Raw genomic sequence first — 23707 nt, forward strand, 5'->3', positions numbered from 1 at the left:
TTGTAAGAAATAAAATTGTAGTTTAGTTAGTTTTATATACTATAGAAAGTGCATTACTTTAATTATGAGTCATTTTGAAATCATTCAGCAAAAATTAGAAGCATTTATTAGGAGATATTATACTAATGAATTGTTAAGAGGGGGCATTTTGTTTTTTGCGATGGGCTTATTATATCTTTTGGTCACTTTGTTTATTGAGTATGTTTTCTGGATGGGTACTTTGGCTAGAACGTTGCTGTTTTGGATTTTTATTGTAGTGGAACTCGCTTTATTAACAAAGTTTATTTTTATTCCATTAGCCAAGCTTTTACGGTTAAAACAAGGGATAGATTATATTGAAGCATCCAAACTTATTGGGAAACATTTTCCCGAGGTTAATGATAAGCTTTTAAACGTTCTGCAATTAAGTGCTGAACAGGAACATTCTGAATTGTTACTGGCAAGCATTGAACAAAAATCTTCTGCATTAACACCTATTCCTTTTAAGCTGGCTGTTAATTTTAAATCCAACTTGTCTTATTTAAAGTATGCGGCTATTCCTGTGGTAATCATTTTGGCTTCCTTAGTGTTTGGAAATTTGAGTTGGTTTAAAGATAGTTATGAGCGGGTTACGCATTACAAAACGGCTTATGAACCACCAGCACCATTCCAATTTTTTATTGATAATAATGATTTAAAAGCCATTGAAAATCAAGATTTCAGACTTTTAGTAAGAACCATTGGTGAGGTGTCACCAGAAAATGCTAAAATTAGTTATAATGATGAAACCTACTATTTGCAACAGTTAGGTGTTGGAGTTTTTGAGTATGTGTTCGCTAAACCAAAAGCAAACATCCGTTTTCAACTTGTAGGTAATACAATTGTCTCTAAGCCTTATATTTTAGAGGTGGTAGCAACCCCTTCTATTATTGATTTTGAAATGCAGATTGACTACCCAAGTTACACCTTAAAACCCGATGAGGTTGTTACCAGCACAGGGAATGCTACGGTACCAGAAGGTAGTCAGATAAAATGGATTTTAAAAACCAAAGCTACGGAAGAGGTTGTCATGCTTACACAGGATACTATCTCTTTTAAAAAAGAAAAGGAAGATCTGTTTACAACGTCAAAAAAGGTGTTAAAAGATTTTGCATATAGCTTAAGTACGAGTAATGAAAATTTAAAGGATTTTGAAAAATTAGATTTTACTATCAATAGTATTAAGGATGAACATCCTGAAATTTCTTTAAGGATGACAATTGATAGTACCAACCATCAAAGCTTATATTTTTATGGTCAGGTAAGTGATGATTATGGTTTAAGCAAATTGCAACTAGTGTATTATCCTCAAGGAACTGAAGCTGAAAAGGAAAAGGATATCATACCACTAACCAAAGCAAATATTCAAGATTTTATTAGTGTATTCCCTAATAATTTAAACATTGAACCAGGTATTCCTTATGAATTATATTTTCAAGTGTTTGATAATGATCAGGTTAATGGTCATAAAAGTGTAAAGAGTAACATTTATACATACAGAAAACTCACCAAGGAAGAAGAGGAGCGTAAGAATTTAAAGGAGCAGGAGAAGTCCATTGAGCAATTAAGTAAATCTTTAAACAAGTTTGATGAGCAGGAAGAAAAGCGAATAGAAGTAACCCAAACTCAGAAAGAAAAATCCAACTTAAATTTTAACGATAAAGGTAAACTCAAGTCATTTTTAAAGCGACAAAAAGAGCAGGATGAAATGATGAAGGAGTTCAATAAAAATTTTCAAAAGCGTCTTGAGGAGTTTGAAAAAGAACATATAAAAAATGATCAATTTACAGAGGATTTGAAAAAGCGCCTTGAAGAGAATGAAAAAAAATTAGAACAAGATGAAAAGTTGCTAAAGGAAATTGAAAAGATTCAGGAAAAAATAGGAAAGGAGGAATTAATCAATAAATTGGATGAGCTTGGTAAACAAAATAAAAATAAAAAGCGAAGCCTTGAGCAATTGTTAGAGTTGACTAAGCGGTTTTATGTAGAGCAGAAGCTAGAGAAATTAAAACGTGATTTAGATAATTTATCTGAAGCTCAAGAGAGCTTATCTTCAAAAGACCAAAAGGAAAACACAAAGGAAACCCAGGATAATTTAAATAAAAATTATAATCACATTTTAGAAGAATTAAATCAATTAGAAAAAAGTAGTAAACAGCTTAAAAAACCGATAGACATTCCAAGAGATCAGCTAGACGAAAATGAAGTTAAAAAGGATCAAGAGTCAGCTTCAGATTTTTTAGAAGAATTAGAGGAGCAAGATACGCAAGAGCTGAAAAATGAACGTTTCAAAAAGGCTCAGAAGCAACAAAGAAATGCCGCCATAAAAATGAAGGAATTAAGCAAAAAGATGCAGAAAAGTATGCAAGCGTCTGGTGGCGAGCAAATACAAGAAGATATGGAAATGTTGCGACAGGTTTTAGATAATGTGGTGTTATTCTCTTTTAATCAGGAAGCTTTGATGAATAAGTTTAAACAAGTAGATCCTGAACATAATGAACTTGGAAAATATTTAAAGAAACAAAACAGTTTGAGAGAGCATTTTGAATATATTGATGATAGTTTATTTGCCTTGTCTTTGCGCCAACCTAAATTATCAGAGGAGGTTAATAAGGAAATTACAGAGGTATATTATAATATTGATAAAGTGTTACAAGTTATGGCAGATGGCCAAATGTATCAAGGTATATCAAGTCAGCAATTCACAGTAACTGCAGCTAACAATCTAGCCGATATATTAAGTGACATTCTTGATAATATGCAAGAAAGTTTAAGTATGTCGGAAGGACAAGGTGGACAAGGAGATATGCAATTGCCTGATATCATTATGAGCCAGGAAGAGTTAAATAAAATGATGGAAGAAGGTATGAAGCAAGGTCAAAGTAAAGGTGATCAAACACCTGATAAAGGAAAACAAGGTAATAATACAGAAAATAACGAAGAGGGTGAGAGTAAAGGAGAGAAAAAAAATGGATCAAATAAAGTAGATGAAGAAGGTTATGAAGAAGGACAAGAGGCGTTGATTTATGAAATATACAAACAACAGCAAGAGTTAAAGGAAGCTTTAAGAAAAAGAATGGTTAAAGAGGGTTTTAAAGGCAATAGTGAGGCGTTGATTAGACGAATGGAACATATTGAAATGGATCTTCTTAATAATGGAATTACCAATGAAACCCTAAATAAAATGTTAGATTTAAAACACCAATTATTGAAGTTAGAACGTGCGGTGTTGGAGCAAGGGGAGGATGATTCTAGAGAGTCAAACACAAATAAGAAGGTGTTTCAAAGTCAAGACAATGATGATATTGAAAGAGCGAAACAATATTTTGAGTCCACTGAAATATTAAATAGACAAAGTTTACCTTTGCATTCAAATTACAAAGAAAAAGTTAAAGCGTATTTTAAGAACGGTAATGATTGAATTTAATTACGAAACGGATTTTAAACTTAATGATGAAGCGCGTGTTGGATTTTGGATTACGGATGTTATTTCTAAGGAAGGATTCAAGCTTGAAGAGGTGAATTATGTGTTTTGTGATGACGCATATTTACACCGGTTGAACGTTGAGTTTTTAAACCACGATACACTTACAGATATCATTAGTTTTGATTATTGTGTAGGCCACATGATTCAAGGTGATATTTTTATTTCTGTAGAACGTGTTAAAGATAATGCTAAGGATTATGAAACTGATTTTAACGAAGAGCTACGCCGTGTTGTAGTTCATGGTATTTTACATTACTGTGGATATAAAGACAAATCAAAGGAAGACGCCCAGTTAATGCGTGAAAAGGAGAACCTCTATTTAGAGTTATATAATTCTTATGTTAATTAAGTGTATATTTGCACGCTAAAATAATGAGTGTTCCACGTGGAACAGTTTGCTGGTTTTAGGAAAATAATAATCTGAATAATTTCTATTATGTTTAATGATGTTTATGATGTTGTAGTTGTAGGGGGTGGTCATGCAGGGTCTGAGGCTGCGGCTGCTGCCGCAAACATGGGTAGTAAAACACTGTTAATTACCATGAATTTGCAGAACATAGCGCAAATGTCCTGTAATCCTGCCATGGGAGGAATAGCTAAGGGTCAAATTGTTAGAGAAATTGATGCTCTGGGTGGTTACAGCGGTATTGTGTCTGATACTTCAGCTATTCAATTTAAAATGCTTAATAAATCTAAAGGACCTGCTATGTGGAGTCCTAGAGTACAAAGTGATAGAATGCGTTTTGCTGAAGACTGGAGAATGATGCTTGAACAAACTCAGAACCTCGATTTTTACCAAGAAATGGTCTCTGGATTGTTAATAGAACAAGGTGCAGTAGCAGGAGTGAAGACCTCATTAGGGGTGGAGATTAAAGCTAAATCGGTGGTCTTAACTAATGGTACTTTTTTAAATGGATTAATTCATATCGGTGATAAAAACTTTGGTGGCGGAAGAGCTGGTGAAAAATCGGCAACAGGCATTACAGAGCAGTTGGTTGATTTAGGTTTTGATGCCGGTAGAATGAAAACAGGAACACCGCCTCGGGTAGATGGAAGATCATTAGATTATAGTAAAATGATTGAACAGCCTGGTGACGAACAGCCTGAGAAATTCTCTTATTTAGATGTAACCAAACCACTAGAAAAACAACGGTCATGTTATATGACATATACCAGTCTTGAGGTGCATGATTTATTGCGCGAGGGCTTTGATAGGTCGCCTATGTTTAATGGTAGAATTAAAAGTTTAGGGCCTCGTTATTGTCCGTCTATTGAGGATAAAATTAATCGTTTTGCTGATAAAGACAGACATCAGTTATTTATTGAACCAGAGGGTTGGCACACGTGTGAGGTTTATGTGAATGGGTTTTCTACCTCGCTTCCAGAAGATGTACAATTTAAAGCATTGCGATCTGTAGAAGGTTTTGAACAAGTAAAGTTTTTTAGACCAGGTTATGCTATTGAATATGATTATTTTCCACCTACACAATTGAAACATACGTTAGAAACGAAAATAGTGAGTGGCTTGTTTTTTGCCGGCCAAATTAACGGTACTACAGGTTATGAAGAAGCTGCTTCACAAGGATTGATGGCCGGAGTAAATGCAAGTTTGAAAGTGCAAGAAAGAGATCCTTTTATTCTTAGAAGAGACGAAGCATATATAGGAGTGTTGATAGATGATTTAATCACAAAAGGCACTGAGGAGCCTTATAGAATGTTTACATCACGGGCTGAATATAGAACCTTGTTGCGTCAGGATAATGCTGACTTAAGGTTAACACCAAAAGGGTATGATCTTGGTTTGGCTTCAGAAAAACGCTTAAAACGTATGGAAGCAAAGCACGAAGCCGCATCAAAATTTGTTAAGTTTTTTGAAGAAACAAGCGTGAAACCGGAAGAAATAAATCCTGTTTTAGAAGATAAAGGATCGGCTCAAGTTAAACAATCTGGTAAGTTGTTTAAGATCTTCGCAAGGCCTAATATTGATATGAGTGATATCAGAAAAATAGATTCTGTAGAAGCTTACATTCAAGAGCATAATCTAGATAATGAAATTATAGAACAAGCAGAAATTCAGGTTAAATATTCGGGATATATTGCTAAAGAAAAAAATAATGCGGATAAATTGAGTAGGTTGGAGTATGTGAAAATACCAGATAATTTTGATTATTCTCAAATAAAATCTATGAGTTTTGAGGCTCGTGAGAAGCTAAAAAAAATACAGCCTACAACGGTGTCTCAAGCATCCAGAATTAGTGGTGTGTCTCCAAACGATATTTCTGTGCTACTAGTTTACATGGGTAGATAATGAGAAGATATTAAAATGTTCCACGTGAAACATTTTAATGTTCTCGTGTTTTTCATCATAAAAAAGGTACAATTAGCATTCATATTTTTAATGTTTTTATTTTTTATTTATCCATGACTGGTTTAAAATCAAAACAAATTTTTTTAAAAGTAAAAGATCATTCTGTTTCTGGAGAGCTTTTTAGTTTGATTGAGCATCCAGAATTTGGATTTTTAGAAACAAGCCCTCAACCGAGTTCTGATAAATTATCAGCATATTATAAAAGTGAAGATTATATTTCTCATACAGATGCTAAAAGAAATTTGTTTGAAAAAGTTTATCATGTGGTTAGAAGTATTTCTTTAAAACGTAAACTTAGCTTAATTCGCTCATTTGCTTCTGATGAAAAATATTTGTTGGATGTGGGTTGCGGAACGGGTGATTTTTTACAGGTAGCACAAAATAATGGATGGCAGGTGGCAGGTATTGAGCCAAATCAACAGGCTAGGGGTATTGCTAATTCAAAAACAAACCATGCGGTTTTTGATATTGATCAGCTTTCAAAATTTGAAGAAAATAGTTTTGATGTCATTTCTCTTTGGCATGTTCTTGAGCATTTACCAGATTTGAATCATCAGATAAAACGCTTTAAAGAACTTTTAAAACCAGATGGTCGATTGATAATTGCTGTTCCTAATTATAAAAGTTATGATGCTCAATTTTATAATGCGTTTTGGGCAGCATATGATGTGCCTCGTCATCTTTGGCATTTTAATAAAACCTCAATGTTTAAATTAATGGGGTCTTTTGGTTTAAAGGTTACAAAAGTTAAACCCATGTGGTTTGACGCATTTTATGTTTGTATGTTATCTGAAAAATATAAATCTGGTAAATTAAGTTTTATTAAAGGTTTTTTTATTGGGTTAGTGTCAAACTTGAAAGCCATAGTGTCAAAAGAAGTTTCTTCAGTCATTTATATCATTAAAAATTAAAAAATCGCATTTGAGTCGTTGTTTTGCGTTTTTATAGCCTGTAAAAGGGAAACACTAAGCGTTTTTTTAAAACTAGCTTAAAAGGCTTTATTTGGTTTTATTTTTAATAATTTTGATTTATTGATATTTTTTATTTAATAGATTTTTTTTATACGTTAAATTCCAAACAAATTCAAACAAACTTTACGTGTGCTTTGCTAAATTTGTCGCGATCAAATAACAATTAAATGAAACATATATTTTACGTAGTAGTAGTATCTCTAGTTTTCGTGTCTTGTCAGCAGAACAAAATTGGGTTTATTGATAACGGGACTGTTATAAATGGATTTCAAAAAAAGAAAGATGTAGAGGCTAAATTTCAAAGTAAAGAAGAAGCCTTTAGAAAAAAAGCTGATAGCATTAGTAAGGCTTTTGAGTTAGAGGTAAAAGAAACGCAAACAACAGCAAGGAAATCTTCTCAAGTTAAGGCTCAAGAATTAATGAGTGGGTTGCAACAAAAACAACAAATGTTACAACAGCAAATGCAGTTTGAACAGCAACAGTTAACACAAGCCTTTCAGGCGGAAATAGATTCGGTTATTGTTGATGTGAAAGCATTTGTTAAAGAATACGGAAAGAAAAACGGCTATAATTTCGTGTTTGGAACCAGTGAGAATGCGGCATCCGTATTATATGGCGAAGAGCAAGCCGATTTGACTGAAATTATATTGAATGCATTAAACGAGGACTATAATAAAGAATAATCTTACGTATTTAAAAAATATAAGCCTTTATAAGAACGCTCTTGTAAAGGCTTTTTTTATTCTGCTTTTTTATGTAATAAGCGGGTCAATTTTATTGATAAATCGGTCAAGATTATTTTTGAATTACCGTTTCGCTCTATGTGGTAAATGGCCTCTTGTAATTCGTTACTTATATCCATAATGTTATTACCATGAACAAAAGGCGCAAAGTTTTCTAGCTTAAATTTTTCCGTCTTTGGTTCAAAAAAGACCAAATCTGTTGCTCTATAGTTCAGTAAAAGTGCTTGGCGAAAAAAATCCAAACAAAAATTCAAGAATTGTTTCTGGGTTTCACGTCCTGTTTTAGCAATATCTTCACTCCATGAAATTAAATCATGTATGGCGGCTTTATTTCCTTTTGCTTTAAAAGCACTTCGTATCCAGAAAATAAACCAGGTTTCAAATTGTGTGTCTTCAGAATCATGATACACTAAATCACAGGCCTTATTATAATTACCATTGGCTTGATGCGCTATTTTAGTGGCAACATTTAGCTCTAAACTATAGTGCTTTATCAAAGCGTCTTTGATTACATCCTCAGATAACGGAGGAAAATGCAGTATTTGGCAGCGTGATTTTATGGTGTTTATTATTTGTTCCTCATCTTCTGCTATTAAAATAAAAATAGTGTTATTTGGAGGCTCTTCAATGAGCTTTAACAGCTTATTGGCACAAGCAGAATTCATTTTTTCGGCCATCCATATAAGCATGACTTTATAACCGCCTTCATATGATTTTAAAGTTAAAGACTTCACAATTTCTTGTGCTTCGTCAACACTAATTAAGCCTTGTTTATTATCAACACCTAGTAGTTTATACCAATCAAACAAATTACCATAAGGTTGCTCATGCAACAGCTGACGCCACTCTTCAAGATAAAAACTGGAGACTGGATGGCTTTTTACTTTATCACTTGTAGTTACAGGAAAAGCAAAATGCAAATCAGGGTGAGAAAAGTTTTTAAACTTTAAATTACAAGCTGTATTACCCCTGTTATTCTCCCCATTTATGTTTGAACACAATATATACTGGGCGTATGCTAACGCCATAGGTAACGTGCCGGAGCCTTCTCTACCAACAAATAATTGGGCGTGTGGTATTCTACCATTATCAGCACTTTGCGTTAAATGATTTTTTATATGTTCCTGTCCTAAAACATCTGTAAATAGCATGAGGCAAAAGTAAATGAATTTTTTAATTTAAAAATGAGCCTATATAATTAAAACAATTTTGAAAACGAGTTGTTCTTGGTGTTCTAATTAAATACGTAATAGATAGAAACATATTTAGTGTGGTGTTATAATCATTTAATTAAATTTTTAAAAATCTTTTCGCACTTCAAACGTTTTCGTGAAAAATGTCATTTTTTAGCACTCTTTAATTAGTTACCTTTGTGAGAAACAATAAATAAGACAAAATTTATATAGAATGAAAACCCTTAATGATTTTAATTTCGAGAATAAAAAAGCATTAATTCGAGTTGACTTTAATGTACCCTTAAATGAAAAATTTGAAGTTACAGATACCACGAGAATTGTATCAGCAAAACCAACTATTATTAAAATATTAGAAGATGGCGGAAGCTGTATTTTAATGTCGCATTTAGGACGACCAAAAGGGTTTCAAGACGAATTTTCATTAAAACACATTGTATCTACAGTATCTGATATTTTAGGTGTTGATGTGAAGTTTGTTCCAGATTGTATTGGCGCTGATGCTGAGGAAGCAGCAGCAAACTTAAAACCAGGAGAAGTATTGCTTTTAGAAAATTTAAGGTATTACAAAGAGGAGACGGCTGGTGATGTTGCATTTGCTGAAAAATTATCAAAACTTGGTGATATTTATGTAAATGATGCCTTTGGAACAGCACATAGAGCGCATGCTTCAACAACTATTGTAGCTCAATTTTTTGAAGATAAAAAATGCTTCGGAACATTATTAGCTCAAGAAATAGAAAGCATTAAGAAAGTCATGGAAACAGGTGAAAAACCGGTACTTGCCATTTTAGGTGGGGCTAAAGTATCTTCTAAAATAACCATTATTGAAAATATTTTAGATAAAGTAGATCACCTGATTATTGGTGGCGGAATGGCTTTTACCTTTGTAAAGGCGCAAGGCGGAAACATAGGAAATTCTATTTGTGAAGATGATAAAATGGATTTGGCTTTAGATATCTTAGAGCAAGCTAAAGCGAAGAATGTACAAGTACATATTCCAGTTGATACCGTTGCTGCAGATGATTTTAGTAACGATGCCAATACCCAAATTGTAGACATTAATGCGATTCCTGATGGATGGGAAGGTGTTGATGCTGGACCAAAGTCAAGAGCACAATTTCATGACGTAGTAATGGCATGTAAAACAATTTTATGGAACGGGCCGTTAGGTGTTTTTGAAATGGAAAAGTTTGCTACTGGAACTATTGAGTTAGGAAATTCAATTGCTGAGGCCACTGAAAAAGGGGCATTCTCACTTGTTGGTGGGGGCGATTCTGTTGCTGCTGTAAAACAGTTTGGATTTCAAGATAAAGTAAGTTATGTAAGTACTGGAGGAGGTGCTATGCTTGAAAGCCTTGAAGGAAAAACACTTCCTGGTATTGCAGCTATTTTAGAATAATACAGCTTAAGCTTTCAAATTCGCTTAAAAAATACGATTTTAGCCATAATTTCATTCATGAGAATAGATGTTATGGCTTTTCGTTTTTTTATATACATTTTGCTTTTAAATATTACTACCTGCTTGGCGCAGGTAAAAGACTCTATTGCAGATCATCAGAAGGAAACTGTTGATACCGTGCTTGTAAAAAACCTCATGATTAAAGATTCTATTGTTGATGGATCTGCGCACACCGTTAAGGTTATTGAAGCCGAAATAGATAGCTTATCGGTTAAAAACCTTCAAGACCTTGAAATAGCTGCTAAGTATGACGATAAATGGTATAAGGAATTGTACAGCAATGCCCTATTTGATTCTGTTTATAAATCAGTTACCGAATTAGATTACCAACCTGTTGCGTATCCTGAACTACCAACAGACACTTTAAAAGCACGGTTAAAAGCTTTAGATGCTAAAACACCATTCAATGTAGCGTATAATCCTTCACTAGAAAGTGTTATAAAATCGTATTTAAAAAACAGAAGAGAGCTTTTACAAAGACTTATTACCCTAAGTGCGTTCTATTTTCCAATGTTTGAAACGGAATTAGACAAACATGATATTCCTTTAGAAATAAAGTATTTAGCTATTGTAGAATCAGCATTAAAGCCAAGAGCCAAATCTAGAGTTGGTGCCACGGGCTTATGGCAATTTATGTTTAGTACAGGTAGAATGTATGGTTTAGATGTAAGTAGCTATGTTGATGAACGTTGTGACCCTATTATGTCTACCGAAGCTGCAGCCAAATACCTTTCAAAATTGTATGAGATTTTTGGCGATTGGGATTTAGCTTTAGCAGCCTATAATTCTGGACCTGGAAATGTAACCAAAGCCATTAGACGTTCTGGAGGGTATCAAAACTATTGGAATATTCGCCATAATTTACCTCGTGAAACAGCAGGTTATTTACCCGCGTTTTTGGCTAATATGTATATTTTTGAATATGCTGAAGAGCATGGCTTTGTGAAGTCAAAGCCGGAATTTGCCTATTTTGAAACAGATACGGTAAAGGTTAAGCAAATGATTACGCTTGATCAAGTGTCAGAAGTTACGGGAACCCCAATAGAACAATTGCAGTTTTTAAACCCATCTTATAAATTAGATATCATTCCTTTTATAAAAGAAGAAGATTATGTTTTAAGGTTGCCTGTACAGGTAATGGGTGATTTTGTAAACAATGAAGAAAAAATTTATGCTTTTGCAAAGGCAGAATTTGACAAGCGAGAAAAACCATTGCCACAGTTTTTTAAGGCTAATGATAGGATACGTTATAAAGTAAAATCTGGAGATTATTTAGGGAAAATTTCTAGACAATATGGTGTTAGGGTTAGTGATATAAAGCAATGGAATGGTTTAAGAAGTAATAATTTAAAGATAGGGCAGCGATTAACCATCTACCCAAGAAAGCCATACGTAGCACCTCAAACCGTACAGGCCACCAGTTCAAAACCAGTGAAAAGTAAACCTATTACAGGTGAAATAGTTACCTACACAGTGAAAAGTGGCGACACATTATGGGGTATTTCTCAGAAATTTCCTGGAGTTTCTGTTCAAAATATTAAAGAATGGAATGGTATTAGTGGTAATGATTTAAAACCTGGAATGAAGCTAAAAATAGCTAAAGGGTAATTCGATAAAAAATTAAAAACAGTTATGATGAGAAATGTTCTTTGTCTAGTAATATTGTTTTCACTATTCGTGTCTTGTGGAGACAAAAAAAAATCTACTGAAAAATTTCTTCCAGACGCATCAGGTGCTATTAATAATGTGTCTGTTGTTGCCACTAATGAGCTTTGGGAGGGTATTGTTGGAGAGGAAATAAGAGCTATTTTAGGCAAACCTATTTATGGCTTACCACAAGATGAGCCTACATTTACGGTAAGTCAAATTCCGCCAAAGGTGTTTTCTGGCTTTGTTACAAAAAACAGAACCGTTTTAAAAATAGAGATTAGTAAAGACGCTGATATTAAGTTTTTAGATGATGTTTACGCTAAGCCTCAAAAAGTAATTGTTGTTTCTGGTCAAACAAGGCAAGATATTATAGCGGTTTTAAAGGAGCACGACGTTAAAATTGTTGAAGTATTTCGTAATATGGAGTTGGCAGAAAGACAGCGGCAAATGGCAAAATCGCCACATAATTTTAATGCCATTAAAGAGAAGTTAGGTTTAACCATTCAATTCGCATCCGTTTACAGAATAGCCAAGGAAGCAGAAAATTTCTTTTGGATAAGAAAAGATATTACAACAGGTACAAATAATTTATTGATTTATGAGTTACCACTTGAAGCTATTAAGGAGCATGATAGTGTGGTAAGTGAAATTATTAAGATAAGAGATTCTATAGGAAAGGCATATATTGAAGGACCCGTTGAAGGCTCTTATTTATCAACACAAAATGCGTATGCGCCCTTTATATCAGAAATGAGTATAGACAACAAACTAACCTATGAAACTAAAGGGATTTGGCGTGTAGAAAATGCATTTATGGGAGGTCCTTTTATAAATTATGCTATTAAAGATGACATTAACAAAAGATGGGTTATGGTTGAAGGTTTTTCTTTTGCGCCTTCAGTTGAAAAAAGGAATTATATGCTTGAACTAGAGTCTATCATCAAATCGGTTAAAATAGAGTAAACTCAAATGATATATAAACAAAAAGACCAGCAATTTGCTGGTCTTTTTGTTTTATACTTAAAAAAAGGAATTACTCCTTTTTGCTAGTTTCTTTTTCTTTGTCGTCTTCTTTGCTGGCATCTTTAAATTCTTTAATACCGCTTCCTAGTCCTCGCATTAATTCAGGTATTTTTTTACCTCCAAATAATAACAAAACAACAACAACAATCAATACTATTTGCATGGGGCCAATTGCTAATGGTAACATATATAAGCTCATAATAATGTTTTAAAAACACAAAGTTAATAATTAAACTTTAATATTACCGTTTTAAAGAGAACTTTAGGGATTCAGAATTAAATTTAACAAAACACTTTAACTGATGAAGTTTCCAAGATTCACAAATTTCTATTTATTTTTGTTTTCAAATGGCAGATAAAAAGAGAAACAAAAAAAGAATAAAGCGCAAGTTGCTTGATAAATATCGTTTAGTTATTCTAAATGAAAACACTTTTGAAGAACGACTTTCGTTTAAATTAACACGGCTAAATGTATTTGTTTTTGCTTCAATAGGCGCTATTTTCTTTATTTTACTAACGTATCTTATTATTGCTTTTACACCGTTAAGAGAGTATATTCCAGGATATTCTTCAACAGCCCTGAAAAAGAAAGCCACAGAACTCACATATAAAACAGATTCATTACAACAAGTTATTAGTATGAATGACCGTTACTATACTTCTATTAAAAAAGTGTTGACGGGTGATGTAAGTGCTGTAGATTTTAATAAAGATTCTATTGTTGAGGCCGTAAAACTTGAGGCCAGTGAAGTTGATTTTACACCTATTCCCGAAGATTCTCTGCTACGGGAAAAAGTAGATAAAGAGGATAAGTATAATTTATTTGAATCGGCCACCTCAGCAGCAAGTTTTGTATTATTTCCACCTGTAAATGGCGAAATTAGTGAGCGTTACAATGCCAAAGAAAAGCATTTTGCTGTAGATATTGTGGTTCCTGAAAATACACCAGTAAAGGCTACGGCTGATGGGATTGTTATTTTTGCTGAATGGACGGCAGGTACGGGATATGTTATCATTCTTGAACACAGTTATGGCCTTATATCGGTGTATAAACACAACACCGCATTAACAAAAGCACAAGGCGATTTAGTGAAGGCGGGAGAGGTTATTGCCACCGCAGGAAACTCAGGAGAATTGTCTACCGGGCCTCACTTACATTTTGAATTATGGAATGATGGATATCCCATTAATCCAACAAATTTTATTGATTTTGAATAAATGATATCACTGAAGTCTATTTTAGCAAAGCCTTTTGCAAAACGTGTTTATAAAAAAACGATGAAATGGGCTGAAAATCCTATTGCAACACAAGAAAGAGTGTTTCAAGAGCTCATTTCTGAAGCTACAAGTACGCTGTTTGGGAAAGACCATGATTTTATAAGCATCAATAGTCATGAAGATTTTGTGAAACGTGTTCCTGTAAGAGATTATGAAGGGTTAAAGCCGTACATTGAAACAGTGGTTGCAGGTGAGGAGAATATACTCTGGAAAGGTAAACCTATTTATTTTGCAAAAACGTCTGGTACTACTTCAGGTTCAAAATATATACCAATAACAAAGGAAAGCATGCCTAGTCATGTTGAAGCCGCAAGAAATGCTATTCTTATGTATATTCATGAAACAGGCCATAGTGAGTTTGTAAATGGTAAGATGATATTTTTACAAGGTAGCCCTATTTTGAAGGAGCAAAATGGTATTCAATTGGGCAGACTTTCGGGTATTGTTGCCCATTATGTGCCAAAGTATCTTCAAAAAAACAGGTTACCATCTTGGGAAACAAATTGTATTGAAGATTGGGAAACCAAGGTAGATGCTATTGTTGAGGAAACTTTACCAGAAAACATGACCGTAATCTCTGGAATTCCATCTTGGGTTCAAATGTATTTTGAAAGAATTCAGCATAAAACAGGGAAGAAAGTTGGTGATGTTTTTAAAAACTTCAATTTGTTCATTTTTGGTGGCGTTAATTATGAACCCTATCGGGCGAAATTTGAAAATTTAATTGGACGACCAGTAGCTAGTATTGAATTATATCCAGCCAGTGAAGGCTTCTTTGCCTATCAAGATAAGCAGAATGAAAAGGGCATGTTATTGCTTTTAAATTCAGGTATTTTTTACGAGTTTATTAAGGCCGATGCGTTTTTTGATGAAAACCCAGAGCGCATCACCATAAAAGATGTTGAGGTAGGTGTAAACTATGTTATGATTATTTCAACAAACGCCGGATTGTGGGCTTATAATCTTGGTGATACGGTTGAGTTTATTTCGGTTAAACCGTACCGCGTTATTGTTTCGGGTCGTATAAAACATTTTATCTCTGCTTTTGGTGAACATGTTATAGGAAAGGAAGTGGAACAGGCTATGCAAGAAGCCATTGAAAATACCAATATTTCGGTTACCGAATTTACGGTGGCGCCTCAAATAACACCAAACAAAGGCTTACCATATCATGAGTGGTTTATAGAATTTGAGAACGCTCCTGAAGATCTTTCTGAGTTAGCCGATAAAATTGATAAATCACTTCAAAAACAAAACACCTATTATTTTGATTTGATTCAAGGTAAAGTGTTACAGCCCCTAAAGATTACAAAAGTGAAAAAGAATGGGTTTCAAGACTATATGAAATCTGTTGGAAAATTGGGAGGACAAAATAAAATCCCACGTTTGTCAAATGACCGGAAAATAGTTGAGGGTTTCCCGCATTCAGATTAAATCATTAGTGTTATCTTTGCCAGAATTTACAAACCAAATGAGTCATAAAAAACATCACGCCAGAACCAGAGCACAGGAGAGTTCCAATGCTATTGAGCGTATGTATATTACCATGCGTCATTTGTTTAACAGAGGGTTTTATAAACCTATGGGTATTTCGGGTGAAACGTTACGAGAGTCTTTATTGTTGTTACGCCCTGAAATATATGGTTCTATTGGTGAAGAAAAGGCAGAGCTTGAAGGGTTACTGTATGTGATAGATCGATTACCGCAAGGCATTGAAGAATGTACCTTTATTAATTTAACAAGTGATGAGGGGTATGCCAATTCTCATTTTAAAACAATAATTCCAGAAAAACGTCGTAGAAATTGTTATCGTATTGACGATGAACAAATGAATATTGAAATTACACGTGGGCGATCAGAAATTTATGATATTTTAACCCACTTAACCTTTTTATTCATTGAATCACACAAAATAAGCAGTCGGGTTTTAATTGATGAACAAGGAACAACCACACGTGATTGGATAAAACTTGAAAAGGCTGTTTTATCAAAAAAGAAACTGTCTCAAGAAGAACGCGAAGTCGCCATTACGCATACAGCAAATATATTAGGCAGAACGTTCAATGAACTGATTTTAGTTTATGATAAGTTTGCAACCAAAACACAACCAGAGCGTCTTTTGCATATCGTGTACTGGTTGGGCAAATTGGCTATAGAAGAATCTATAAACAATAACAAACGCACCATTACTTTTAGTCCCGTTTTAAGAGAACGCATAGGCCATCATATTCATGGTGAGGTTTGGGCAGATACTATTAAGGAGACTTTAAACAAACACGGTATAATAGACAGACCCATTCATGTTATTAGTGCCAATATGCATAGTGTAATGAATACTATTTTTGCTTCAGGTGCTATTAAAACAAAAACGGGTCATAAAACCATATTTGATGTATATGAGACTTTGAGTAAAAGTGAAAATGAGGCCTTACGAAACAAAGTTTCAAAAGAAGCGTTAAGTAATGGCATGGTTTACATTAAAGATACATCTGGTGCTAATATAGATGTTCAAATTTTTGATTCCTCAAAATTTGATATGACTAAATTAGATCTTAAGGTTTCAAAAATAGAATTAGAAGAAAAGAAACCAGTAATTCTTGTTATGGATTATGCGTTTGGAGAGCAGGCCTATGAAACCATGGATGAATTATTGAAACCCTATAAAATTAAGAACAAAAAAGTACTCCTCAATGTAGAATCGGTTTCTATCATGGGGAAAGCAGGCATTTTAGAAGGCGGAAAAGGCGATATTATGATTCCATCGGCGCATATTTTTGAAGGAACCGCAGATAATTATCCCTTTGAAAATGAGTTAAAAAAAGAAGATTTAGAAGGAAAAGGAGTGGCTGTTTATGAAGGCTCGATGATTACCGTATTAGGAACCTCTTTACAAAATAAAGATATTTTAAAATTCTTCTATAATTCTACTTGGCAGGTTATTGGGCTTGAAATGGAAGGTGCTCATTATCAAAAAGCCATACAAGCAGCCTCAAAAGTTAGAGGAAGTATTCAAAAAGATGTCAAAGTAAGGTATGCCTATTATGCCAGTGATAATCCGTTAGAAACAGGAGCTACTTTAGCTTCAGGAGGCTTAGGTACTTCGGGGGTTAAACCTACGTATTTAATAACTAGAACTATATTAGAACAAATATTGAATTAACATTATGAGTAAAGAATCACAATCAGCACAACCATCAGAGGAGGTAGATTTAGGGCAGTTGTTTAAGTTAATAGGCAATGCTTTCGATAGATTTTTTAAGTTTATAGGGCGTATTTTTTATAACATATTTTTGGCCTTTGTTTGGTTGGTGTTTTTTATAAAAAGACAAGCTATAAAATTGGTCATTGCGGCCGTTATTGGTGTAGGTTTAGGATTTGTTTTACAGAAAACATCTTCCCCTGTTTACAAGTCTTATATTACAGTAAAGCAGAATTATGAAACAGGCGAAGATTTGTACAATGCCATCAGCTATTTAAATGATTTGTTGTCACAAGAAGATTCGGTGGTTTTAGGAAGGGTTTTAGATGTTGAAGTGAGTAAGGCAGCAAAAATTTTAAAGTTTGATATAAAGCCCGTTGTTAATGAGAATCAGCGTATCAAAGAATATGATGCTTATATAAAAACGTTGGATTCCACGGTGGCAGCAACAATATTATATGAGGATTATTTACAGAATTATACGGATTATGATCATAATATTCAGCAAATTACTCTAAAATCAAGTGTGCGTAGCAACTTTCAATTGGTCTTCTCAAAAATTATCGACTATGTGAATACAAATCCTTATTTCGTAAAAGAACAGAAAAAAGATATTGAAGAATTAACAAATAACAAGTTAGCTATAGAGCAGGCTTTAGAGGTTTCAGATTCTCTTAAATCAACCTATAAACGGGTGTTAGAAAATACCTTATTAGATAAAAATAAGTCTGAAATTGGAATCACGTTTGAAGGAAGTTCAGACAAAGACAAAACCAAAGAGTTCGACTTATACAAAAGTGATATTGAATTAAGACGCGAACTTGTTGCGATTGACCGAAAAATAGCAGATAAGAGTGAGATTTTAGAGGTGCTATCCAGAAAGCAAGATAGCGGTTTTGTTGATAATAAAAGGGAAATTTTCGGTGTTTCCATGGGAGCAAAGATATTCTATGGTGTGTTGTTGTTTTGTTTGACCTTTATCGTGTTATTAGGCTTAGATTTTATTAAATTTTTAGAACGATTTAAAAGATAATTATAACGATACTCATCACAGGGGGGCAAGGTTTCAACCCATGAAATGATGGCAAATATGATGGAAGGATATATTATGTGTATATTTTATATTCTGAAAAGGATGGAAATAAATATACTGGGTATAGCCAAGATTTGCCATCAAGATTTAAGGCTCATCAATTGGGGCGCGTAGTTTCAACCAGAAATAGAAGGCTGTTAAAGTTGATATATTTTGAGGGATGTTTGAGTCAGCAAGATGCGATTAGAAGAGAAAAATATTTAAAAACACATTATGGCAAAATGTTTTTAGGTAACCGTCTTAAATCTTATTTCACAGGTCAAGAAAAAGTAACTTTAATGACAATGAATAGTTTAAATTATAAAAAAAGTATATTAATTACTGGTGGTGCTGGGTTCATTGGATCACATGTTGTACGATTATTTGTGGAGAAATATCCGAATTACAGTATTTTTAATTTGGATGCCCTTACCTATGCGGGGAATCTAGAGAATTTAAAAGATATTGAAGGTTCTCCTAACTATAATTTTATCAAGGGAGATATTAATGATGCTAGCTTTATTAGTGCTCTTTTTCAAAAACATCGATTTGATGGGGTCATTCATTTGGCAGCTGAATCGCATGTAGACCGATCTATTAAAGATCCGTTAGCTTTTGTAAGAACCAATATTCTTGGGACGGTTAATTTGTTGAATGCGGCTAAAGAAATTTGGAAAGACGATTTCAAGAATAAGCTGTTTTACCATGTGAGTACCGATGAGGTTTATGGTACTTTAGGAGAAACAGGATTGTTTACTGAAACGACGGCTTATGATCCGAACTCACCATATTCTGCTTCAAAAGCCAGTTCCGATCATTTTGTTAGAGCTTATGGTGAAACGTATGAGCTTCCATATGTGATTACCAACTGTTCTAATAATTATGGACAAAATCAATTCCCAGAAAAGCTGATCCCATTATTTATCAATAATATCATTAATAATAAGGCATTACCAGTTTATGGTGATGGGAATTATACACGTGATTGGCTGTATGTGAAAGATCATGCCAAAGCTATAGATTTAGTGTTTCACAAAGGAAAAACTAAAGAAACGTATAATATTGGTGGTTTTAATGAATGGAAGAATATTGATTTAGTAAAGGAATTGTGTGCTCAAATGGATGAACGTTTAGGAAGGTCGCCAGGAACTTCGGAAAAGCTTATTACTTATGTAAAAGATCGTCCAGGGCATGATTTACGTTATGCTATTGACGCTTCAAAAATTAATAAAGAATTGGGGTGGAAACCTTCGGTTACTTTTGAAGAAGGATTGAACATAACCATTGATTGGTATTTAGATAATGAGGCTTGGTTAGATCATGTTACGAGTGGGGCATATCGGGAATATTATGGGAAGCAGTATAAGAGGTGATAAGGTTAAGTAGTTATATAGTGAAGAGGTTATATGATTAAATGAAAGCATTAAAGTCACATAAAGATTTGAAAGTTTGGCAGGAATTTTAGATAGTAAATAATGAAGCTTATAAAAATAACGATAATGTCATCCTGAGCTTGTCGAAGGATTTTTTAGGCATGAAAACTTATTATGTATATATACTAGAGTGTTCGGATGCCTCCTATTATGTTGGAGTAACTTCTTGTTTGACTAAAAGATTGTTTGAGCATAATAAAGGGATTAATATTTTAGCATATACATATAAGAGAAGGCCTGTTGCATTAAAATGGTATTCAGAATTTACAGATGTAAATTTAGCTATTGAAAAGGAAAAGCAATTAAAAGGCTGGAGTAGGAGAAAGAAGAAAGCATTGATAGATAAAGATTGGGAGAAGTTGATTAGGTTCTCAAAAAATCATTCAGAGGTTGGTAGTGGAGAATAAATAATGCTTCGACAGGCTAAGCTCATCAAGACTGAGTAGGTTTAAATCGAAGTGTGCCTGTAAGAAGACCCTTCGATATCTCGTCAAGCTCGATACAAGCTAGGCTGGGTGACAGGGGAGGTTTTGATTGCGGTGGGTTGGTAATGAGATACTTCGTCTATCGGCAAGTTCGAAATAGGCTAAGCTCAGCATGACAAAGGGAGTTATAAAAATAGATTTAGTGTAACAGGTGTTAAAATTAAAACAACAATGAAAGGCATCATATTAGCAGGCGGATCAGGGACACGGTTATATCCACTTACAAAAGTGGTTAGTAAGCAACTTATGCCGGTGTATGATAAGCCCATGATTTATCATCCATTAACCACCTTAATGTCGGCAGGCATTCATGAGATATTAATTATTTCAACTTCAAAAGATTTACCGCGATTTAAAGCTCTTTTGGGTGATGGTAAAGATTATGGATGTATATTTCAATATGCTGTTCAGGAAGAGCCGAATGGTTTAGCAGAAGCCTTTATAATAGGAGAGGCGTTTATAGGGAGCGACGATGTTGCTTTAATTTTAGGAGATAATATTTTTTATGGTTCCGGGTTAAACGAAACCTTACAAGCGCATTTAGAACCTCGGGGAGGCGTTATTTTTGCTTATCATGTTTTAGACCCTAAGCGTTACGGCGTTGTCGAATTTGATGCCGATAATAAGGCTGTTTCGATTGAAGAAAAGCCAGAACATCCCAAGTCGAATTATGCGGTACCCGGGATTTATTTTTATGATAACTCTGTAGTCGAAATAGCCAAAAATATAACACCCAGTCAGAGAGGTGAACTTGAAATTACCGATGTTAATAAAGTTTATTTAGAACAAGGAACGCTACATGTGAGTGTTTTAGATCGTGGAACAGCCTGGTTAGATACAGGAACGTTTCAATCGTTAATGCAAGCCTCTCAGTTTGTTCAGGTAATTGAAGAGCGCCAAGGTCAGAAAATTGGGTGTATAGAAGAAGTGGCTTATAAAATGGGATTTATTGATAGACAACAGCTGCTGAATTTAGCTAAGCCATTGTTAAAAAGTGGGTATGGCGCGTATTTAACGAGGTTAGTTGGGGAGTAACATGTGAAGTGTGATGAGGTGAAGAAGTTACAATGTTATAAAGTGATGAGGTTATAAGGTGAGACGTGAGGAGTGATTCTTCGATACTTCGACTGGGCTCAGTACAGGCTGAGCTCAGGATGACAGTGAGATGGGAAAGGGGTTATAATGTTGTAAAGTTAAAAAGTTAAAAAGTTATAAGGTTATAAGTGAGACGTGAGGTGTGAGGGGTGATCCTTCGACGGGCTCAGGATGATAGTAAAATGGTGAAGGAGAGAAGTTATAAAGTTAACTTAGCGGAATGAAGAGGTGATAGCATTATTAGGGTTTAACGAGATGCTTCGATAAGCTCAGCATGACAGTTAGGGTTTAGATTGGCATGTAGGAGGAAGGAGATGTTTCGATACTTCGATACTTCGACTGCGCTCAGTACAGGCTAAGCTCAGGATGTGCTAAGTTCAGGATGACAGTGAGATGGGAAAGGGGTTATAATGTTGTAAAGTTAAAATGTGATGAGGTTATAAGTGAGAAGTGAGGGGTGAATTGTGAGGTGAAAATAGCTTATGAAAAAGCAAATAAAGAAGCAAGTTTAATGAAAATAGAAGAGTCTAATTTAAAGGGGTGTTTTGTTATTACTCCTGATGTTTTTGAAGATGAACGTGGGTATTTTTTTGAGAGTTTCAATGCAAAGACGTTTCAAGAATTAACGGGGCAAGCCATTACTTTTGTTCAAGATAATCAATCTAAATCGTCGAAAGGCGTTTTAAGGGGGCTGCATTATCAAAGAGGTGCGCATGCTCAGACAAAATTGGTTCGTGTGATAAAAGGCAAGGTTTTAGATGTCTGTGTGGATTTAAGGGAAGGTTCCGAAACCTATGGAAAACATTTTTCTATTATTTTGGATGCTATAAAACATCAGCAATTATTTATTCCTAAGGGATTTGCACACGGATTTGTAGTTTTAGAGGACGATACTTTGTTTTCATATAAATGTGATGCCTTTTATAACAAAGCTTCAGAAGCGGGAATCTTATTTAACGATAAGACTTTAAATATTGACTGGATGCTTTCGGAAGATGAACTCATTATTTCTGAGAAGGATTTGAAGTTGCCGAGTTTAGAAAGTTATGGGGTTAAATAGTTGTTGTGTTATATGGTGAAAAGTGAAGTGAGAGAGGTGAGAGGTGAGAGGTTAAATAGTTATAAAGTTAAAAATTTGGATGTCATACTGAGCTTGTCGAAGTGTGATTTGGTGCTGTTGACAGATGAGTAGTGAATAAAAATTAAAAGTGAAAAGGAGTAAACCAATAAACGTATTAGTCACTGGAGCCGATGGGCAATTAGGGCGTTGTATAAAAGATTTGGAAAATCAGTATTCCAACCTAAATTTAATGTTTGTTAATCGTCAGGATTTAGATATCACAGATGAACAGGCTGTGGCTTCTTATTTTAAACAGAACCCTTTTGATTATTGTATAAACTGTGCCGCTTACACGGCTGTTGATAATGCTGAAACCGAAAAGGAACTAGCTTTTAAAATTAATACTGAAGGTCCAAAATATTTGGCTTTGGCCTGCAAGGAACATGCCGTTGTATTGATCCATATTTCAACCGATTTTGTGTTTGATGGTCAACAGAAAACACCTTATAAAGAAAGTGATATTCCTAATCCGTTAAATGTGTATGGGGTTACAAAGTTAAAAGGTGAAGACGTTATACAGCAACTACTCGATAACTATTTTATTATTAGAACCTCCTGGTTGTATTCGGAATATGGGCATAATTTTGTGAAAACCATGTTGCGATTGGCTGAAACTAGAGATGAAATAGATGTGGTTTCAGATCAAATAGGGACTCCTACTTATGCCAAAGATTTAGCGCATGTACTATTAAATATTATTAGTAGGCAACAAAAGCATTATGGTATTTATCATTATAGTAATGATGGGGCTATGTCTTGGTATGACTTCGCTCGGGCTATTTTAAGGGGCAAACATATCAAGGTAACTTCTATACCGTCTGAAATGTATAAAACGGGGGCTTTACGGCCGAGTTATAGTGTTTTAGATACTGCTAAAATTCAAGATAAACTAAAGGTTGATATATCAGATTGGGAAATTTCTTTAAGAAAGGCTTTGACATTGTATATGAGTCGTGAGAAGTGAGAGGTGCTTCTTAATGTCTATCCTAAACAATTAAATACTATCCTACTGCCATATTTTTAAATAAATGTGATTATTACATGAAAAATCGTTGTAAGGCGGCGTTTCTTTATATAATTATAAAATTACTAGTTAATTAGTATGAATTT

The 23707-nt window shown here is 34.2% G+C and carries 19 protein-coding genes and 1 pseudogene; 18 read left to right on the forward strand and 2 right to left on the reverse strand.

All coding sequences use genetic code 11. The features are described 5' to 3' along the window. Positions 1-64: 64 nt before the first annotated feature. The 5 genes from KFZ70_RS05325 to KFZ70_RS05345 all read left to right on the forward strand — a co-directional run bounded on the left by KFZ70_RS05325 (position 65) and on the right by KFZ70_RS05345 (position 7527). On the forward strand, positions 65-3439 hold the full coding sequence (locus KFZ70_RS05325) for a DUF4175 family protein (protein WP_139694528.1): 3375 nt from the start codon (positions 65-67) through the stop codon (positions 3437-3439). After that, the gene (ybeY, locus tag KFZ70_RS05330) at positions 3432-3854 is read left to right on the forward strand and encodes an rRNA maturation RNase YbeY (protein WP_139694527.1); all 423 of its coding nucleotides are present in this window, start codon (positions 3432-3434) and stop codon (positions 3852-3854) included. Before KFZ70_RS05325 ends, ybeY begins: the two co-directional genes overlap by 8 nt. Positions 3855-3941: 87 nt before the next feature. Next, the gene (gene mnmG / locus KFZ70_RS05335) at positions 3942-5813 is read left to right on the forward strand and encodes a tRNA uridine-5-carboxymethylaminomethyl(34) synthesis enzyme MnmG (protein ID WP_139694526.1); all 1872 of its coding nucleotides are present in this window, start codon (positions 3942-3944) and stop codon (positions 5811-5813) included. Positions 5814-5926: 113 nt separating this feature from the next. Then, positions 5927-6784, forward strand: a complete 858-nt coding sequence (locus tag KFZ70_RS05340) for a bifunctional 2-polyprenyl-6-hydroxyphenol methylase/3-demethylubiquinol 3-O-methyltransferase UbiG (protein ID WP_139694525.1) — start codon at positions 5927-5929, stop codon at positions 6782-6784. A 227-nt stretch (positions 6785-7011) separates the two neighbouring features. Then, a complete protein-coding gene (locus KFZ70_RS05345) occupies positions 7012-7527 on the forward strand; it encodes an OmpH family outer membrane protein (RefSeq protein ID WP_139694524.1) in 516 nt (171 codons plus the stop codon). Between the two features lie 56 nt (positions 7528-7583). Here the strand turns inward: KFZ70_RS05345 and KFZ70_RS05350 are convergent, their stop codons facing one another. Then, positions 7584-8738 (reverse strand): DNA polymerase III subunit delta', encoded by a 1155-nt coding sequence (locus tag KFZ70_RS05350; RefSeq protein WP_139694523.1) that lies wholly within the window; start codon positions 8736-8738, stop codon positions 7584-7586. A gap of 256 nt (positions 8739-8994) precedes the next feature. Here KFZ70_RS05350 and KFZ70_RS05355 point away from each other — a divergent pair, with 256 nt between their 5' ends. Genes KFZ70_RS05355 through KFZ70_RS05365 form a run of 3 tightly spaced genes read left to right on the forward strand, consistent with a single transcriptional unit; the run spans position 8995 to position 12855 of the window. Further along, a complete protein-coding gene (locus KFZ70_RS05355; protein ID WP_139694522.1) occupies positions 8995-10182 on the forward strand; it encodes a phosphoglycerate kinase in 1188 nt (395 codons plus the stop codon). A gap of 57 nt (positions 10183-10239) precedes the next feature. Further along, complete coding sequence (locus tag KFZ70_RS05360; RefSeq protein ID WP_233243976.1) at positions 10240-11850, forward strand: lytic transglycosylase domain-containing protein; 1611 nt, start codon at positions 10240-10242, stop codon at positions 11848-11850. Positions 11851-11874: 24 nt separating this feature from the next. Beyond that, positions 11875-12855, forward strand: coding sequence for a DUF4837 family protein (locus KFZ70_RS05365; protein WP_233243975.1), 981 nt, complete (start codon positions 11875-11877; stop codon positions 12853-12855). 70 nt (positions 12856-12925) lie between these two features. On the opposite strand, the gene tatA is transcribed toward KFZ70_RS05365, so the two are convergent. Further along, positions 12926-13114 (reverse strand): twin-arginine translocase TatA/TatE family subunit, encoded by a 189-nt coding sequence (tatA, locus tag KFZ70_RS05370; RefSeq protein WP_139694521.1) that lies wholly within the window; start codon positions 13112-13114, stop codon positions 12926-12928. 149 nt (positions 13115-13263) lie between these two features. Between tatA and KFZ70_RS05375 the strand changes: the two genes are divergently transcribed. From KFZ70_RS05375 to rfbD, 10 genes and pseudogenes are all read left to right on the forward strand, one after another. Continuing rightward, the gene (locus KFZ70_RS05375) at positions 13264-14133 is read left to right on the forward strand and encodes a M23 family metallopeptidase (protein WP_139694520.1); all 870 of its coding nucleotides are present in this window, start codon (positions 13264-13266) and stop codon (positions 14131-14133) included. Continuing rightward, positions 14134-15627, forward strand: coding sequence for a GH3 auxin-responsive promoter family protein (locus KFZ70_RS05380; RefSeq protein WP_199240630.1), 1494 nt, complete (start codon positions 14134-14136; stop codon positions 15625-15627). Positions 15628-15664: 37 nt separating this feature from the next. Further along, positions 15665-17353 (forward strand): DUF6909 family protein, encoded by a 1689-nt coding sequence (locus tag KFZ70_RS05385; RefSeq protein ID WP_139694519.1) that lies wholly within the window; start codon positions 15665-15667, stop codon positions 17351-17353. Between the two features lie 4 nt (positions 17354-17357). Continuing rightward, the gene (locus KFZ70_RS05390) at positions 17358-18425 is read left to right on the forward strand and encodes a hypothetical protein (RefSeq protein ID WP_139694518.1); all 1068 of its coding nucleotides are present in this window, start codon (positions 17358-17360) and stop codon (positions 18423-18425) included. A 77-nt stretch (positions 18426-18502) separates the two neighbouring features. Beyond that, positions 18503-18694 (forward strand): annotated as a pseudogene (locus KFZ70_RS05395) (GIY-YIG nuclease family protein); the annotation flags it as partial. 75 nt (positions 18695-18769) lie between these two features. After that, positions 18770-19837 carry a dTDP-glucose 4,6-dehydratase gene (rfbB, locus tag KFZ70_RS05400; RefSeq protein WP_233243979.1) on the forward strand — a complete coding sequence of 356 codons (1068 nt, stop codon included), beginning with the start codon at positions 18770-18772 and terminating at the stop codon, positions 19835-19837. Positions 19838-19977: 140 nt separating this feature from the next. Further along, on the forward strand, positions 19978-20304 hold the full coding sequence (locus tag KFZ70_RS05405; RefSeq protein WP_394344284.1) for a GIY-YIG nuclease family protein: 327 nt from the start codon (positions 19978-19980) through the stop codon (positions 20302-20304). A gap of 249 nt (positions 20305-20553) precedes the next feature. Then, positions 20554-21417 carry a glucose-1-phosphate thymidylyltransferase RfbA gene (rfbA, locus tag KFZ70_RS05410; RefSeq protein WP_139694516.1) on the forward strand — a complete coding sequence of 288 codons (864 nt, stop codon included), beginning with the start codon at positions 20554-20556 and terminating at the stop codon, positions 21415-21417. A gap of 571 nt (positions 21418-21988) precedes the next feature. Beyond that, the gene (rfbC, locus tag KFZ70_RS05415; protein WP_139694515.1) at positions 21989-22537 is read left to right on the forward strand and encodes a dTDP-4-dehydrorhamnose 3,5-epimerase; all 549 of its coding nucleotides are present in this window, start codon (positions 21989-21991) and stop codon (positions 22535-22537) included. A gap of 148 nt (positions 22538-22685) precedes the next feature. Further along, positions 22686-23561: a dTDP-4-dehydrorhamnose reductase gene (gene rfbD, locus KFZ70_RS05420; protein ID WP_233243974.1), complete on the forward strand. Its 876-nt coding sequence runs from the start codon at positions 22686-22688 to the stop codon at positions 23559-23561. The last annotated feature ends 146 nt before the right edge of the window (positions 23562-23707 follow it).

Origin of the sequence: Allotamlana fucoidanivorans (assembly GCF_045788535.1) — a bacterium.
GTDB lineage: Bacteria > Bacteroidota > Bacteroidia > Flavobacteriales > Flavobacteriaceae > Allotamlana > Allotamlana fucoidanivorans.

Bases quoted from the DNA above. Each gene is read 5' to 3' on its own strand.
- KFZ70_RS05325 (WP_139694528.1), top strand. From the start codon at position 65: ATGAGTCATTTTGAAATCATTCAGCAAAAATTAGAAGCATTTATTAGG.
- ybeY (WP_139694527.1), top strand. From the start codon at position 3,432: ATGATTGAATTTAATTACGAAACGGATTTTAAACTTAATGATGAAGCG.
- mnmG (WP_139694526.1), top strand. From the start codon at position 3,942: ATGTTTAATGATGTTTATGATGTTGTAGTTGTAGGGGGTGGTCATGCA.
- KFZ70_RS05340 (WP_139694525.1), top strand. From the start codon at position 5,927: ATGACTGGTTTAAAATCAAAACAAATTTTTTTAAAAGTAAAAGATCAT.
- KFZ70_RS05345 (WP_139694524.1), top strand. From the start codon at position 7,012: ATGAAACATATATTTTACGTAGTAGTAGTATCTCTAGTTTTCGTGTCT.
- KFZ70_RS05350 (WP_139694523.1), bottom strand. From the start codon at position 8,738: ATGCTATTTACAGATGTTTTAGGACAGGAACATATAAAAAATCATTTA.
- KFZ70_RS05355 (WP_139694522.1), top strand. From the start codon at position 8,995: ATGAAAACCCTTAATGATTTTAATTTCGAGAATAAAAAAGCATTAATT.
- KFZ70_RS05360 (WP_233243976.1), top strand. From the start codon at position 10,240: ATGAGAATAGATGTTATGGCTTTTCGTTTTTTTATATACATTTTGCTT.
- KFZ70_RS05365 (WP_233243975.1), top strand. From the start codon at position 11,875: ATGATGAGAAATGTTCTTTGTCTAGTAATATTGTTTTCACTATTCGTG.
- tatA (WP_139694521.1), bottom strand. From the start codon at position 13,114: ATGAGCTTATATATGTTACCATTAGCAATTGGCCCCATGCAAATAGTA.
- KFZ70_RS05375 (WP_139694520.1), top strand. From the start codon at position 13,264: ATGGCAGATAAAAAGAGAAACAAAAAAAGAATAAAGCGCAAGTTGCTT.
- KFZ70_RS05380 (WP_199240630.1), top strand. From the start codon at position 14,134: ATGATATCACTGAAGTCTATTTTAGCAAAGCCTTTTGCAAAACGTGTT.
- KFZ70_RS05385 (WP_139694519.1), top strand. From the start codon at position 15,665: ATGAGTCATAAAAAACATCACGCCAGAACCAGAGCACAGGAGAGTTCC.
- KFZ70_RS05390 (WP_139694518.1), top strand. From the start codon at position 17,358: ATGAGTAAAGAATCACAATCAGCACAACCATCAGAGGAGGTAGATTTA.
- rfbB (WP_233243979.1), top strand. From the start codon at position 18,770: ATGAATAGTTTAAATTATAAAAAAAGTATATTAATTACTGGTGGTGCT.
- rfbA (WP_139694516.1), top strand. From the start codon at position 20,554: ATGAAAGGCATCATATTAGCAGGCGGATCAGGGACACGGTTATATCCA.
- rfbC (WP_139694515.1), top strand. From the start codon at position 21,989: ATGAAAATAGAAGAGTCTAATTTAAAGGGGTGTTTTGTTATTACTCCT.